The sequence below is a fragment of the Jeotgalibacillus sp. JSM ZJ347 genome, from assembly GCF_044383825.1.
Classification (GTDB): Bacteria; Bacillota; Bacilli; order Bacillales; family Jeotgalibacillaceae; genus Jeotgalibacillus.
The window spans coordinates 663,776-678,467 of sequence record NZ_JBISEN010000001.1; the positions used below are offsets into that span (position 1 = coordinate 663,776).

15 protein-coding genes are annotated in these 14,692 nt (G+C 40.4%); 2 read left to right on the plus strand and 13 right to left on the minus strand.

From position 1 onward, the window contains the following. Positions 1-10 precede the first annotated feature (10 nt). Positions 11-343 (minus strand): cell division suppressor protein YneA, encoded by a 333-nt coding sequence (gene yneA / locus ACH6CZ_RS03470; protein WP_374096024.1) that lies wholly within the window; start codon positions 341-343, stop codon positions 11-13. Between the two features lie 159 nt (positions 344-502). Here yneA and lexA point away from each other — a divergent pair, with 159 nt between their 5' ends. Continuing rightward, a complete protein-coding gene (lexA, locus tag ACH6CZ_RS03475) occupies positions 503-1,123 on the plus strand; it encodes a transcriptional repressor LexA (protein WP_374096025.1) in 621 nt (206 codons plus the stop codon). Between the two features lie 73 nt (positions 1,124-1,196). On the opposite strand, the gene ACH6CZ_RS03480 is transcribed toward lexA, so the two are convergent. The 5 genes from ACH6CZ_RS03480 to hflX form a co-directional block, all read right to left on the minus strand. Then, entirely contained in the window at positions 1,197-2,075 is an 879-nt protein-coding gene (locus ACH6CZ_RS03480; RefSeq protein WP_374096026.1) for an alpha/beta fold hydrolase, read from the minus strand. Between the two features lie 99 nt (positions 2,076-2,174). Next, positions 2,175-3,509: a type I glutamate--ammonia ligase gene (gene glnA, locus ACH6CZ_RS03485; RefSeq protein WP_374096027.1), complete on the minus strand. Its 1,335-nt coding sequence runs from the start codon at positions 3,507-3,509 to the stop codon at positions 2,175-2,177. Between the two features lie 32 nt (positions 3,510-3,541). Next, positions 3,542-3,928 (minus strand): MerR family transcriptional regulator, encoded by a 387-nt coding sequence (locus ACH6CZ_RS03490; protein ID WP_374096028.1) that lies wholly within the window; start codon positions 3,926-3,928, stop codon positions 3,542-3,544. Between the two features lie 258 nt (positions 3,929-4,186). Next, positions 4,187-5,428 (minus strand): methionine gamma-lyase family protein, encoded by a 1,242-nt coding sequence (locus ACH6CZ_RS03495; RefSeq protein WP_374096029.1) that lies wholly within the window; start codon positions 5,426-5,428, stop codon positions 4,187-4,189. Positions 5,429-5,443: 15 nt separating this feature from the next. Next, positions 5,444-6,670, minus strand: a complete 1,227-nt coding sequence (gene hflX / locus ACH6CZ_RS03500) for a GTPase HflX (protein WP_374096030.1) — start codon at positions 6,668-6,670, stop codon at positions 5,444-5,446. A gap of 126 nt (positions 6,671-6,796) precedes the next feature. On the opposite strand from hflX, the gene ACH6CZ_RS03505 reads away from it, so the two are divergent. Continuing rightward, positions 6,797-7,408 carry a trimeric intracellular cation channel family protein gene (locus tag ACH6CZ_RS03505; RefSeq protein WP_374096031.1) on the plus strand — a complete coding sequence of 204 codons (612 nt, stop codon included), beginning with the start codon at positions 6,797-6,799 and terminating at the stop codon, positions 7,406-7,408. 11 nt (positions 7,409-7,419) lie between these two features. Here the strand turns inward: ACH6CZ_RS03505 and ACH6CZ_RS03510 are convergent, their stop codons facing one another. The 7 genes from ACH6CZ_RS03510 to ACH6CZ_RS03540 form a co-directional block, all read right to left on the minus strand. Beyond that, positions 7,420-8,310, minus strand: coding sequence for an AAA family ATPase (locus ACH6CZ_RS03510; RefSeq protein ID WP_374096032.1), 891 nt, complete (start codon positions 8,308-8,310; stop codon positions 7,420-7,422). 91 nt (positions 8,311-8,401) lie between these two features. Further along, complete coding sequence (gene hfq / locus ACH6CZ_RS03515) at positions 8,402-8,632, minus strand: RNA chaperone Hfq (protein ID WP_322420816.1); 231 nt, start codon at positions 8,630-8,632, stop codon at positions 8,402-8,404. 48 nt (positions 8,633-8,680) lie between these two features. Next, a complete protein-coding gene (gene miaA, locus ACH6CZ_RS03520) occupies positions 8,681-9,595 on the minus strand; it encodes a tRNA (adenosine(37)-N6)-dimethylallyltransferase MiaA (RefSeq protein ID WP_374096033.1) in 915 nt (304 codons plus the stop codon). 1 nt (position 9,596) lies between these two features. After that, positions 9,597-10,511: an alpha/beta fold hydrolase gene (locus ACH6CZ_RS03525; RefSeq protein WP_374096034.1), complete on the minus strand. Its 915-nt coding sequence runs from the start codon at positions 10,509-10,511 to the stop codon at positions 9,597-9,599. Positions 10,512-10,528: 17 nt separating this feature from the next. Further along, a complete protein-coding gene (locus ACH6CZ_RS03530; RefSeq protein WP_374096035.1) occupies positions 10,529-12,190 on the minus strand; it encodes a glycerol-3-phosphate dehydrogenase/oxidase in 1,662 nt (553 codons plus the stop codon). A gap of 163 nt (positions 12,191-12,353) precedes the next feature. Next, entirely contained in the window at positions 12,354-13,844 is a 1,491-nt protein-coding gene (gene glpK / locus ACH6CZ_RS03535; RefSeq protein ID WP_374096036.1) for a glycerol kinase GlpK, read from the minus strand. A gap of 13 nt (positions 13,845-13,857) precedes the next feature. After that, entirely contained in the window at positions 13,858-14,664 is an 807-nt protein-coding gene (locus ACH6CZ_RS03540; RefSeq protein ID WP_374096037.1) for an MIP/aquaporin family protein, read from the minus strand. Positions 14,665-14,692: the final 28 nt, after the last annotated feature.

Sequence of the window (14,692 nt, forward strand, 5' to 3'; positions counted from 1 at the left end):
CGTTCACTCCTTAATTCCGTTCAGATGCCAGGTGAATCGCGTCTTCACTGAATTTAAAAGCTTCCTCGGGTACCGGAAGCTTCAGCTGTTCCCCTGTGACAATTTTATGGGAAGATAGCCCATTATATTCAGTTACCCATTCAATAAACCCTTCCGGGGACATCGAAGTATGACTTGAGTATTCTTCAGCATACGCCCAGAGAGTATCTCCTTTTTGAACAGTTATTTCTGCATAGGTTGCATCACTGTTCGCTGTGTTCGTAAAGACAAGAAATAAGCTGAAAAAAAGTGCAGTCACCACGAATAGAATAACAAATGAATATTTCCTCCACAATCCTGTCATAATTAACCGCCTCCATCGAATATGTGTTCGCTTTTGTTAACTTGAGTATAATACGAACATTTGTTTTGGTCAACACAAAAACTCGAACTTATGTTTGTATTTTTAAAATCGCTATGCTATAATTTAGAAAAGTTTCAAACTGAAAAGAGGTGCTGCAGTGTGAAGAAATTATCAAAACGACAGCTTGATATATTAAACTTCATTAAACGCGAAGTTCAGGATAAAGGTTATCCACCATCTGTTCGTGAAATAGGTCTTGCTGTTGGGCTGGCATCAAGTTCTACAGTACATGGTCATCTTGCGAGACTGGAAAGCAAAGGGTTAATCAGAAGGGATCCAACAAAGCCAAGAGCGATTGAAGTGATCTCTCTTGAAGAAGAAAAAATCCCTACTCAGCGTGTAATAAACGTTCCGCTTGTTGGTAAAGTTACTGCCGGATCACCTATTACTGCTATTGAAAATGTAGAGGAATACTTCCCTCTTCCCGAGAGACTTGCCTCATCGGATGATGCCGTGTTCATGTTAGAGATCATGGGAGATTCTATGATAGAAGCCGGAATTTTAGACGGAGATCTCGTCATCGTAAAACAACAAAATACTGCGAATAACGGAGACATTGTTGTAGCAATGACAGATGAAGATGAAGCAACGGTAAAACGTTTCTTTAAAGAGAAAGATTATGTAAGACTACAGCCTGAGAATTCTTCTATGGCACCTATTATTTTAAGTAACGTTTCAATACTTGGAAAAGTAGTAGGCGTTTACAGACAGGTTCATTAAAAAAGCAGAACGCATTGACAAATTTGTCAATGCGTTCTGCTTTTTTAATGATGCCTGATCTAAACATCTTAATCTATTCATCAAGCACTTTTTTAATATAAGAGGAAACTTCCCCCGAGATCTCTATTGGTAGCATATGTCCCCCGGAATCGAACATATGCGTATTACATGTTCGTATTTTATCACCTGCCTTTTCAAGCAGCTTATACGGATCATAAATAACTTCATCTCTTCCAACTGCAACGTAGACAGGCATCATTAACGTATCCAGTTCAGCTGCTTTAAACAGTTTCGGTGGTGTCATTACATACTCCCAGCTGACATGCTTCTGTCCAAGGTAATAAAGGTTAAACAGCCGCTTATGCTCTTCCGTTTTCTCCCTGGTCAGCCAGCTGCAGAAATGATTTTTAATGACGGTCTCATTTGGAATCATGTTCGTTAATAACAATCTGGAATAGAAAGAGACATTCATTCTTTTTATTGAAGCAGCAGGAGATAATATAATTAGAGATTTCACTCTATCCGGCTTTAAAATGGCGTAATTAAGTGCGTGCCATCCACCATTGGAATGGCCGATCATCGTTACATTCGCTATGTTTAGAGCATCTATTAGCTCTGTTATCCAATCAACATAATCTTCCCGTTCATTTAAATGTTCCTTTGTGTTGCTGTTATTAAACTCTCCTAATACATCGACAAAGTAAAGCAGATAGTCTTCCGCTAAGTTTTCAGCACATCCATACCATTCTGCAGAACTGAAACCAAACGCATGAAAAAAGATGAGCGGTTCTTTTTGCCGATTTCCGCATTCCAGAACTGAAACGTCTCCAAACTTAGTTGTAATCTTATTATCTTTATATGGTATCTTCCATAACTTCATGACCTCTTTATATGCGGATTGATACTGATTATATCCCTCTATTGATTTAAATCCTTTATATGATTCAGCCATTATCATCCCCCCTTACCGTTTATATACCCAGCTTTTTCATTATTGTACTGCTAAATAGAAAAAACCTCTGAAGCAAAGTTGCTTCAGAGGTTTGATTGATTAATACATTTCTAAATACTGTTCTCTCTCCCATGGGTGAACCTGCGTACGGAACATATCCCATTCGATTTCTTTAGCTTCAACGAAATGCTCAAAGATATGTTCTCCAAGTCCGTCGATGATAACCTGATCGTTCTTAAGTTCTTCAAGCGCTGCAAAAAGAGTACCTGGAAGATCTTTGATACCTGCTGCTTCACGCTCAGCTTTATCCATTACATAGATATTTCTATCAATTGATTCTGGTGGTGTCAGACCATTTTTAATTCCATCAAGACCCGCTTTAAGCATAACGGCCATTGCAAGATATGGGTTTGCAGATGGATCTACTGAACGCACTTCCACACGTGTACTCATTCCACGTGAAGCCGGGATTCTGACTAGCGGGCTACGGTTTCTTGCAGACCATGCAATGTAGCAAGGTGCTTCATAACCCGGTACAAGACGCTTGTAAGAGTTTACAGTAGGGTTTGTCACAGCTGTAAACCCTGATGCGTGCTTAAGCACACCAGCCATGAATTGCTTCATTGTTTCACTTAGCTGCTGATCAGCATTTTCATCAAAGAATGAGTTCTTGCCATCCTTAAATAATGACATGTTAAAGTGCATTCCAGAACCATTCACACCAAATAATGGCTTAGGCATAAATGTAGCGTGTAATCCGTGCTTTCTTGCAATTGTTTTAACTACAAGCTTAAACGTCTGGATATCATCACAAGCTGAAATTGCATCAGCATATTTGAAATCGATCTCGTGCTGACCTGGTGCTACTTCATGGTGAGAAGCTTCGATTTCAAAGCCCATTTTTTCAAGTTCAATTACGATATCACGACGGCAGTTTTCACCAAGATCCGTCGGCGCTAAGTCAAAGTATCCACCTTTATCATTTAATTCAAGCGTTGGCTCACCGTTAACATCCAGCTTGAAAAGGAAAAATTCAGGCTCAGGTCCTAGGTTAAAATCAGTAAATCCTAACTCTTCCATTTCTTCAAGCACACGCTTCAGGTTATTACGCGGATCTCCTGAAAAAGGTGTACCATCCGGGTTGTAAATATCACAGATCAGTCGTGCAACTTTTCCATCACCAGCAGTCCAAGGGAATACAACCCATGAATCAAGATCCGGGAACAGATACATATCAGATTCTTCAATACGAACAAACCCTTCGATTGAAGATCCGTCAAACATCATTTTATTATCAAGTGCTTTTTCTAACTGGCTTACAGGAATTTCAACGTTTTTGATTGTACCAAGGATATCAGTGAATTGAAGTCTGATAAAGTTTACATTTTGTTCCTTTGCCATTTTCATAATGTCTTCTCTTGAATACGTGCTCATTTGTGATTCCTCCTGTTTTTTATGTAATTTTTTTAACGAAAGAACCTCGAAAGGTCTCCCGCTCTTAAACTGTTTTTGCTGTACTTGCCATTACCCATCATTTCCTGTTTTAACAGCTTTCTTAAATCACTCTCTGATAAGTCCGGCTTTTTAGCAGGTCGATCTGATTCGGCTTCTGTGCCATCCCCCAGGATCCGCTTGATTCCAGCCATATTGACACCTTGCTCAAGAAGATCTTTGATCTCAAGCAGTTTATCAATATCGTTTAATGAAAAGAGACGGCGATTACCTTCCGTTCTAGCCGGAGCGATTAATCCATGCTCTTCATAGTAGCGAATCTGACGGGCGGTTAAATCGGCCAGCTGCATGACTGTTCCAATTGGAAAGAGTGGCATGCTGCGTCTAATATCACTGCCCATCATATAACCCCTTTCTTGCCTGTCGACCACTTAACTATATAACATGTTAAATTTTCTGTCAACTACATGTTAGGTTTTATTACATGATATTTACCTGACTATTTTTTTGTTCCCTCATTTCACACGTTTTATGCATATAATTTAAAAATAAATAATTTTTATACATTTAGCTATGTAAAAAAAGCTGAGGCAATAAATACCTCAGCTTAAAATGATCCTGTTATTCAGTTTTGAATACTTTTCAATCAGTAGTTAACCTTATATAGTTTTCATTTTTTGAAGCGCTGCAGTAATGGCAATTTTAATATGTTCATAGGTAAGTCCTCCCTGTATATACGCAGCATACGGAGGTCTTAGCGGGCCATCTGCTGATAATTCTATACTTGAACCCTGAACAAATGTACCTGCTGCCATAATGACGTCATCTTCATAGCCGGGCATATAATCCGGATATGGCATAAAATGAGCATTTATCGGGGAAAACTCCTGAACACCCTGACAAAATGCAATCATTTTATACCGGTCATGAAACTCCACAGCCTGTATCAGATCAGTTCTGTAATCATCCCAGGCAGGTGTTGTTGTCATTCCTTCTTCCTCTAACAGAGCTGAGGTATAAACAGCTCCTTTTAAAGCCTGGCTGACTACATGAGGCGCTAAAAAGAATCCCTGATACATTTCCTGCAGAGCACCCAGACTCGCACCAGCTTCGGCACCAATTCCTGGAGAAGTCATGCGGTAAGCACATAAGTCAATCAGCTTCTGTTTCCCAGCAAGGTAGCCTCCCGTTTTTGCAAGACCGCCTCCAGGATTTTTAATTAACGAACCTGCAATGAGATCAGCCCCGGCTTCAATTGGTTCTGCCTCCTCAACAAACTCCCCGTAACAATTATCCACAAAGACAATGACATCCGGATAATGTTTTTTGATATGAGCAACCGCTTGTCTGATATCTTCAATGGTAAATGAAGGTCTGATCGCATAACCTTTTGAACGCTGAATTCCGATCACTTTTGTGTTTTTATTCATATTTGCGAGAACAGCATCAATATCAATACGGCCATCTTTGAGATCAGTCTGCTGATAATGAATTCCAAAATCTTTTAACGAACCATTAGCTGTCCCTCTTAGACCAATAATTTCTTCAAGCGTATCATAAGGCTTCCCTGTAATGTAATGCAGCTCGTCTCCTGGCCTTAAAATGCCGAAAAGCGCAATATTAATGGCATGTGTACCTGAAATAATCTGAGGCCGGACTAACGCTGCATCCGCTTTGAACGTATCAGCATATACAGCTTCAAGTGCATCCCTTCCCTGATCGTCATATCCATACCCGGTAGTTGGGTTGAAGTGACTGTCACTGATCTTATTATTTTTAAAAGCCTGAAGCACCTTTAACTGGTTCAATTCAGCAACCTTCTCAATTTCCCTGTGCCGCCAGGCGATTTTCTCTTCAATTTTATTACTTAATCTAAAAGCTTCCTCTGTATAAAAACTCATTTAAACGCTCCTGTGTTATATTTTGCTTGCGAGTGGATGGTCTGTACTGATATATCCTTCAGCAAGATAATGTTCTTTTTCTTCAATAAAAGATAAATTTAACAGCATACTCTCTTTTTTCAGCTGAGCTAATACTTTGCCGTCATCAGATGAAACCGTCATCGAATAAGGCTTCAAAATCTGCTTCACTTCTTTTTCAAGCTCACTCAGAACTTTTTTACTTTCTTTCTTTGCAGCACTCATCAGTACAAATGGGTCACTGCGATCAGCTACAAACTCACTCGAGAGCAGATCTTCTTTATTATATACAGTCATTCTCGGAATCTGATCCATTTCAAGTTCATTTAGCAGCTTCCTAACAGTTTTTTCATGTTCAGCATGGTTGGGATGAGATGCATCAACGATATGCATAAGAAAGTCAGCTTCCTTTACTTCTTCAAGTGTAGACCTGAAAGAAGCAATAAGAGATGTCGGCAAATCTTTAATGAATCCTACAGTGTCTGTCATAATCGTTTCAAATCCACTTGGCAGAATACATTTTCTTGATAATGGATCAAGTGTCGCAAATAATTGATTTTCTTCAAATGAATCTGCATGTGTAAGTAAATTGAACAGCGTGGATTTTCCTGCATTTGTATATCCGATTAAAGCAATTTGGAATGCCTGATTCTGCTTTCTCCGCTCTCTGTAAATCGAACGGTGCCTTACGACCTGATCAAGCTTCTTTTTAATTTCCCTGATCTCTCTGCGAATATGTCTGCGGTCTGTTTCAAGCTTGGTTTCCCCTGGTCCCCTTGTACCAATTCCACCTCCAAGACGTGACAGTTCAACCCCCTGTCCACCAAGTCTTGGCAGCATGTATTCAAGCTGAGCAAGCTGAACCTGCAACTTTCCTTCTTTCGACCGGGCCCGCTGCGCAAAGATATCAAGAATTAATTGCGTTCTGTCAATCACTCTCGCATTCAGCTCTTCAGATAAGTTTCTATTTTGACTGGGCGATAATTCACTATTGAAAATAATCAGTTCCGGTTCAAATTCTTCTGATGCAGCAGTAAGTTCCTGAAGCTTACCTTTTCCAATGTAAGTTGCCGGATGAACTTTCTCCATATTCTGGACCAGATTCAACACCGGCTCAGCACCTGCAGTTTCAGCTAAAGCATACAGCTCATTCATTGATTCATTAAAATCTTGATCTGTTCTATCAGTATTCACGCCAACTAAAATCGCTTTTTCAATTCCCATTCATCACCACACCCCTTTATTAGTTGTCATTATGTTAAAGAATATCAATTTCTGAGATTGAAATGCATTCGATTCATGATACAATCAACTTTGGTTCAATTCAAGCGGAAGGCAGGAGGATAATCGTTGACCTGGGAAGTATTAAGTATGATTGGCACAATTGCTTTTGCAATATCCGGCGCGATTATCGCAATGGAAGAAGAATACGATATTTTAGGCGTATATATACTTGGGATTGTGACTGCCTTTGGTGGCGGTGCAATCAGAAACTTACTTATAGGTGTTCCTGTATCAGCACTGTGGGAACAGGGCATGTTTTTTCAGATTGCACTCCTGTCTATCACAGCAGTCTTTCTCTTTCCACATAATTTACTTAAACACTGGAAACGCTGGGGAAACATATTTGACGCGATGGGGCTTGCAGCCTTTGCCATACAAGGTGCAATTTACGCAGTTGAAATGAATCATCCTTTAAGCGCAGTGATTGTAGCTGCAGTCCTGACCGGGAGTGGCGGCGGCATAATCCGTGATTTACTTGCAGGAAGGAAGCCTCTTGTGCTTAGAGCAGAAATATATGCGGCATGGGCAATTCTCGCCGGAGCGGCTGTGGGTCTGGGCATTGCATCAGAACCGTGGCAACTATATACTTTATTTGTCATAACCACTGCACTTCGCATATTATCATATATTTACAAATGGAGATTACCTTTTAAATCGATTCATACCGCGCACTCTTAAGCAGGATCAGTCTATTGATCCTGCTTTTCTTTTTTATATTTTTCAATTCCTTTTACAACATCATCCTCTGATATCATCATGCAGTCTTTTTTTGTCAGCTCTTCACACTTTAATAACCTCACTGCCTGAGACCTGATAATAAATTCAGTCAGATTTCTGACAAAACGCCCATTCCCTGATACATCATCCATTTCTCTCATACTGCGTAACAATCGTTCACTCGCGTGTCTGGATAACTGATAGTCTTTGCTGTAAAACATATTTACAGCAATCGTATTTAAATCCTGCAAAGAGTAATCAGGAAAATATAGAATGTGGGCAAAACGGCTTTTTAAACCTGTATTCATCCGTAAAAAACCATGCATTTCCCTTTTGTATCCTGCAAGAATACAAATAAAATGCCCGCTCCTGTCTTCCATGTGCTTCACGAGCGTATCAATTGCTTCTCTGCCAAAGTCTTTCTCTCCCCCTCGGGATAACGAATATGCTTCATCGATAAAAAGAATTCCGCCCTCCGCTCGTTTGATCAGTTCTCGTGTTTTAACTGCAGTATGCCCAATATACTCTCCGACAAGATCGGCACGCTCCGCTTCTACGAGATGACCCTTTTCAAGTATGTTTAATTCTTTCAGCAGATCCGCCATAATCCTTGCAGCAGTCGTTTTTCCAGTACCGGGGTTGCCATAAAAAAGCATATGATGAGACTGTTTTTCAGTCTTTAATCCGAATTCTTTACGCTTCTGATTCACAACAGCCCACGCAGCTAAAGATTTTAATGCGTCTTTTATATGATCTAAACCGACAAACTGTTTAAAAGCACGGTCGATTTTTTTCCATTCCTGACTTTCAATCTGTTCGGATGAATGTTTCTGGCTGATGATAAATTTAACCTGCCCGTTCATAATTCACCCCTTAAAATAATTCATAATTCATTATATGAAAGAACAGAAACTACATGATAAATGAAAAAGCACGCCACCAGGGCGCACTTTTTTATTCTGCTTCAGTTTGAATGACAACATTTTTCGAAGGAACAAACGTTGAGATCGCGTGTTTATATACCAATTGCTGCTTCCCTTCGGATTCAAGCATCACTGTAAAACTATCGAATGCTTTAATTTGTCCACGGATTTGAAACCCGTTTAACAGGAACACTGTTACAAACGTACTTTCCTTTCTTAATTGGTTTAATACCTGATCCTGAATATTAACAGCTTGTTTCATCTGAGCGCCTCCTAAAATTGACTGTCTCTATATGTTCGCCTCTTATGACTAAAATCCTGCAAAATAATTGATTATTTCCTTAATCTTTTTTTCTCTGTTTTCTGTCATGTTAAACCACTTGAAGTCCATTTTATTACGAAACCATGTTAATTGCCTTTTAGCGTAGCGCCTGGAATTCTGTTTGATGCTTTCAATCGCCTCATTATAAGTCGTTTTCCCATCAAAATAATCGTATAGTTCCTTATAGCCAATCGCCTGAACAGATGTCACGTTCCGGATACCGTCCTCATAGAGACTTTTCACCTCCTGAACAAGACCTTCATCAATCATCAGATCCACTCTTTTATTGATCCTCTGATATAAATGATCCCTGTCCATATCGAGCCCGATCAGTTCATGATCGTAGATTGCTTCAGGTTTTTGGAGTGACTTTAATTCAGCCGGGGTCATACCTGTTGACTCGATGATTTCAAGCGCCCTAATCACCCGCCGCACATTATTCGGGTGAATATCAGCAGCTGAATCCTGATCAACTACTGACAGTTTTTTATGTAAATCAATCCCCTGCTGATGTGCTTCTTCAAGTCTAGTCCGAATATCAGGGTCTTTGCCTTTATCAGAGAAGTTATAATCATACAGGACTGATTGAATATATAGACCTGTTCCTCCCGTCAGCACCGGGATTGCTCCCCGGTCATGTATTTCACTAATTTTTTTCCGGACAGCACGTTGATAATCAGCAGCTGAAAAAACCTGGTCAGGATCCAATATATCAAATAAATGATGAGGCACTCCCTGCATTTCTTCAGGTTTGATTTTAGCCGTTCCTATATTAAGCCTTCTATACACCTGCATGGCATCACCATTGATTACCTCACCATTCATGGCTTTAGATAATCTGATACTAAGTTCTGTTTTTCCTACAGCGGTAGGACCTGCAATCACAATTACTTTTTTATTCATTTTATCCCTCTATCTTTTTAATCCACTTAAAAACGCCTTCAATGACCTGATCTGAATTTAGTTCATTAAGCATTTCATGACGACCATTTTCGTAAAGGTGAACTTCAACCGATTGAATCCCTGCATTTTGATAAATATTAGCTGACTTTAAAATACCTTTTCCAAAATCTCCAACAGGATCATCTTCCCCGCTGACGAATAATATTGGAAGATTTTTTCGTATATCAGATATTGCCTTTTTATTATAAATCATGCTAATTCCATTAAATAGCTTTTTATAAAATCTGTTCGTTGTGATGAATCCGCACAGTGGATCATCAATATATTGCTGCACTGCTTTTTCATCTGATGAAAGCCAGTCAAATGGTGTTTTAGAATCTGGAAATGATTGGTTATAGCTTCCGAATGATAACTTATTCAATAATTTGGCTTTTTCAGTCGGCTTGTAAAAGCTCATGATTGAAGCAATTAAATTTGCTGGAAGACTAATTATACCCATCGGTCCATTTGTTCCTGACAAAACGACCCCATCATAAAAAGTTGAATACAATTGAATAACTCTCCGAACAATAAATGACCCCATACTGTGACCCACAAGATAGACAGGCGTAGTGCCGAGGCAGCGGTCTCTGATTTCCATTACATCATAGGCAAGCCGGGTAAAGTTCACATTTGGACCAAAATCACCGAACCTGCCGCTGTGCTCAGCGGTATTCCCGTGCCCTCTACAGTCATGCCCAAACACATGAAAGCCTTCCTGATTGCACCGGAGTGCAAATTCATCATAACGACCAATATGCTCTGCCATCCCATGGCAGAGCTGTATTGATCCTTTTATCTGAGACTGATCAGACCTCCATACAACTGTATAAAGGTCGTGACCATCTGATGTTCTGGTGTAAAATGACTCTTTCATTTAACCACCTCTGACTTTTATTTTACCGGTTCAACAGCATCGTGAAGTTCTTTTTCAAGTTCTGCCTGATAAGTCTGGTATGTTGCTTCATCCCAGCCTAACAGGTTTTGCATTAATTTTAACACAACTTCTTTCTGTTCGTGTACGGCTTTAATGTCGAAGAATAAACGGCCGGTTCTTCTGATAAAGAAGTCAACAGGTTTCACTGTCATTTCCTCCTGGACAGCATACACAACTTCTGCATAAAGAGCAGGTGTCATAGGCGACTGAAGCTGCATGCCTTTAGCTGCATGTGCAAGTGCAAATAACTTGTCCGCATTCGAACCGTAGAACGCCGCAATTCGCTCTCCTTCCCGTTCAGTCAGTCCATATTGAAGCGCTTCTTTTGCTTTTGCATCAACAAATTGCTGATAATTTGATGAGCCTCCAAATTCTGCACCAGAAAGCGGCATTTTTACCGTTTTGCATTTACTAAATGATTTTTTAGCTTCTTTTTTTAAGCGCTCCGCAGCTAGGTCCACAACGTGTTCAGCCATTTTACGGTAACCTGTTAGTTTTCCGCCAGCAATTGTGATCAGCCCGCTGTCATGTTCCCACACTTCATCTTTTCGTGAAATTTCTGAAGGATCTTTACCCTTTTCAAAAATCAGTGGTCTGACGCCTGCCCAGCTTGATTCTACCTGATCTTCAGTCACATCCACACCAGGAAACATATAATTAATTGCATCCAGTATATAGCGCTGGTCTTCTGCTGTCATTTTAGGGTTGGCTGTATCTTTATCAGTGCCATAGAATGTATCAGTTGTCCCGATATATGCTTTTCCATCGCGCGGAATCGCAAACATCATTCTGCCATCCGGCGTATCAAAGTAAAGCGCCTGGTTTAACGGAAATACAGACTGGTCAATTACCAGGTGAACACCTTTTGTCAGCTGAAGCTCTTTGTCATTGGTTGAATAATCTTTATTACGCACCTTATCCACCCATGGACCTGCAGCATTAATCACTTTTCTGCCTAAAATTGTTTGAGTATTTCCTGACAGCTGATCTTTTACTTCTATCCCGGATACTTTCTTTTTATCATACGTAAATCTCTCAGCTTTTACATAATTGATAAAATCAGCACCGTTTTCAACGGCTTTTTTGATAATTTCTAATGTCAGTCTTGCATCATCTGTTCTATATTCAACATAATAACCTGCACCTTTGAGACCATCCTGCTTCACTAATGGCTCTTTTTCAGTCGCTTCTGATGCACTGAGCATTTTTCTGCGCTCCTGCTTTTTGACGCCCGCTAAATAATCATATACACGGAGCCCGACTGATGTTGAAAACTTACCGAAAGTGCCACCTTTATGAATCGGTAGCATCATCCACTCAGGAGAAGTCACATGGGGAGCATTTTCAAATACAATTGCTCTTTCCTTACCAACTTCCGCAACCAATTTCACTTCGAACTGCTTTAGATAACGAAGTCCGCCGTGCACAAGCTTCGTTGAACGGCTGGACGTTCCACCTGCGAAATCCTGCATTTCAATAACAGCTACTTTCATACCGCGTGTAACTGCATCTAGTGCAATCCCTGCACCTGTAATCCCACCACCAATAATCACTAAATCATATACCTCTTCTGACATTTTCTTCAGCTTTTCAGCTCTGGTTACACTTGAAAAATTCATTGAAAATCCTCCTTCAGTCTATTCCCTTGATAAATTTGGTGAAATTTGTAAAAGAAGAAAAAAGAGAGACCGAATCCATATATGAAAAAACTCATAATGAATCCAGGCCTCTCTGTTCTCTACCCCGTTTATTAACTTGAGATTATCATAACATAAACGGCGATTACTTAAAAGCCTGAGCTGCTTTTACTGCTTTTTGCCAGCCGCTGTATAACTGGTCACTTTCTTCAGTATCCATTACAGGGTCAAACTCTTTATCCGTCTTCCACATTTCAGCAATCTCATCTTTACTTTGCCAGAAACCGACCGCTAATCCTGCGAGATAAGCTGCCCCGAGAGCTGTTGTTTCACTGATCACAGGACGCTCAACCGGAACGTTTAATAAATCACTCTGGAACTGCATTAAAAAATCATTCTCTACTGCGCCTCCGTCGACACGAAGCTTTTTCAGCTCAATCCCTGAATCCTTTTCCATCGCATCAAGGACATCCTTTGTCTGATAAGCAAGGCTTTCAAGTACAGCACGGACAAAATGCTCTTTTGAAGAGCCGCGTGTTAAGCCAAATACCGCTCCTCTTACATCACTATCCCAATACGGTGTTCCAAGTCCGACAAATGCCGGTACAACATATACACCCTCAGTTGAGTCCACTCTCTTTGCATAATCTTCACTTGCTGACGCTGTTTTCAGCATCCGGAGTCCATCACGCAGCCATTGAATTGCACTTCCTGCCACAAATATACTTCCTTCTAATGCGTATTCAACTTTACCATCGATTCCCCATGCAAGAGTTGTTAAAAGACCGCTGTCAGACTTGACAGATTTTTCACCGGTATTCATTAACATAAAGCAGCCTGTACCATACGTGTTTTTTGCCATCCCGGTTTTGTAGCATGCCTGACCGAATAAAGCCGCCTGTTGATCACCTGCAGCTCCTGCAATCGGTATCTGCTTACCGAAGAAATGATGAGGTGCTGTTTTTGCATAGATTTCTGAAGAAGCTTTTACTTCAGGAAGCATAGACTCAGGTACTGTTAAGTGTTTTAACAGCTCAGGATCCCACTTCAGGTCATATATGTTATACATCAGCGTTCTTGAAGCGTTCGAATAATCCGTTACATGCGCTTCTCCACCTGATAATTTCCAGATTAACCACGTATCAATTGTACCGAATAGCAGATCACCGTTTTCAGCTTTCTCTCTTGCCCCATTCACATTGTCTAAAATCCACTTCACTTTTGTTCCTGAAAAGTAAGCGTCAATTAATAGACCGGTTTTGTCACGGAATGTATCATTTAATCCCTGATCCTTCAATTCGTTACAAATGTCAGCTGTTTGTCTCGACTGCCAGACAATCGCGTTATAAACCGGCATTCCTGTGTTTTTATCCCAAACAACTGCTGTTTCACGCTGATTTGTAATCCCGATTCCTTCAATCTGGTCAGGTTTTACCTCTGCTTCAGAAAGTACTGAAGCGATGACTGAAAGAATTGAACCCCAGATTTCGTTTGCATTGTGTTCAACCCAGCCCGGCTTAGGAAAAATCTGTTCAAATTCCTTTTGAGCAACTTTAACAATTTCTCCTTTTTTATTAAACAGAATAGCTCTTGAACTTGTTGTCCCCTGATCCAGTGATAAAATGAATTTTTCCATTATTAACTCCTCCTTATTGAATGTATGAAGTTTGTTTTTTGTCAACTAAGTACGCAGCCAGTAAACATAACACTGTAACCGCTGCCATGATCCAGAACATCACGTGGAAATCTCCGGAAAATATATAGCGGTAAAATAAGCCGCCAAATGAACCGCCAAGTGCGGGCCCAAGGATCGGAATCCAGCTGTACCCCCAGTTTGAATTACCCTTACCGCTGATCGGTAAAACAAAATGGGCAATTCTCGGCCCGAGATCACGTGCCGGGTTAATTGCATAACCTGTAGTTCCGCCTAACGATAAACCAATTGCAACAATCAGCATTCCCACAATGAAAGGATTCAAGCCTTCAGTAAAATCATTTGCTCCAATAAAAAGAATAGCCAAAACAAGTATGAATGTACCAATAATCTCACTCAGCAAATTTGAAAAGTTATGAGGAATCGCAGGACCTGTTGAAAAAACGCCAAGCTTTGCTCCTTCGTCTTCTGTCACTTTCCAGTGAGGCAGAAAATGCAGCCAGACCAGAACCGCACCTATGAAAGCGCCTGCAATTTGTGCCGCAATATATCCCGGTACCTTTACCCATTCAAAATCACCATTAAATGCCAGACCGAGTGTAACAGCCGGATTGATATGTGCGCCACTGAACTCTCCTACAGCATATACAGCCATAGCAACACCAAGTCCCCAGCCGAACGCGATTGCAACCCAACCTGCTCCTTCAGCAAGAGATTTCTTCAAACTGACATTTGCAACAACGCCACCTCCAAATAAGATTAGAATTGCTGTCCCGATCAATTCTGCGATATATTCATTCATCTCTAATCCTCCTGTGTTTGTAAAAAGC

Excerpts from the sequence above, each read along its gene's own strand:
- yneA (WP_374096024.1), bottom strand. The coding sequence starts at position 343 with ATGACAGGATTGTGGAGGAAATATTCATTTGTTATTCTATTCGTGGTG.
- ACH6CZ_RS03480 (WP_374096026.1), bottom strand. The coding sequence starts at position 2,075 with ATGGCTGAATCATATAAAGGATTTAAATCAATAGAGGGATATAATCAG.
- glnA (WP_374096027.1), bottom strand. The coding sequence starts at position 3,509 with ATGAGCACGTATTCAAGAGAAGACATTATGAAAATGGCAAAGGAACAA.
- ACH6CZ_RS03490 (WP_374096028.1), bottom strand. The coding sequence starts at position 3,928 with ATGGGCAGTGATATTAGACGCAGCATGCCACTCTTTCCAATTGGAACA.
- ACH6CZ_RS03495 (WP_374096029.1), bottom strand. The coding sequence starts at position 5,428 with ATGAGTTTTTATACAGAGGAAGCTTTTAGATTAAGTAATAAAATTGAA.
- hflX (WP_374096030.1), bottom strand. The coding sequence starts at position 6,670 with ATGGGAATTGAAAAAGCGATTTTAGTTGGCGTGAATACTGATAGAACA.
- ACH6CZ_RS03510 (WP_374096032.1), bottom strand. The coding sequence starts at position 8,310 with ATGAACGGGCAGGTTAAATTTATCATCAGCCAGAAACATTCATCCGAA.
- hfq (WP_322420816.1), bottom strand. The coding sequence starts at position 8,632 with ATGAAACAAGCTGTTAATATTCAGGATCAGGTATTAAACCAATTAAGA.
- miaA (WP_374096033.1), bottom strand. The coding sequence starts at position 9,595 with ATGAATAAAAAAGTAATTGTGATTGCAGGTCCTACCGCTGTAGGAAAA.
- ACH6CZ_RS03525 (WP_374096034.1), bottom strand. The coding sequence starts at position 10,511 with ATGAAAGAGTCATTTTACACCAGAACATCAGATGGTCACGACCTTTAT.
- ACH6CZ_RS03530 (WP_374096035.1), bottom strand. The coding sequence starts at position 12,190 with ATGAATTTTTCAAGTGTAACCAGAGCTGAAAAGCTGAAGAAAATGTCA.
- glpK (WP_374096036.1), bottom strand. The coding sequence starts at position 13,844 with ATGGAAAAATTCATTTTATCACTGGATCAGGGGACAACAAGTTCAAGA.
- ACH6CZ_RS03540 (WP_374096037.1), bottom strand. The coding sequence starts at position 14,664 with ATGAATGAATATATCGCAGAATTGATCGGGACAGCAATTCTAATCTTA.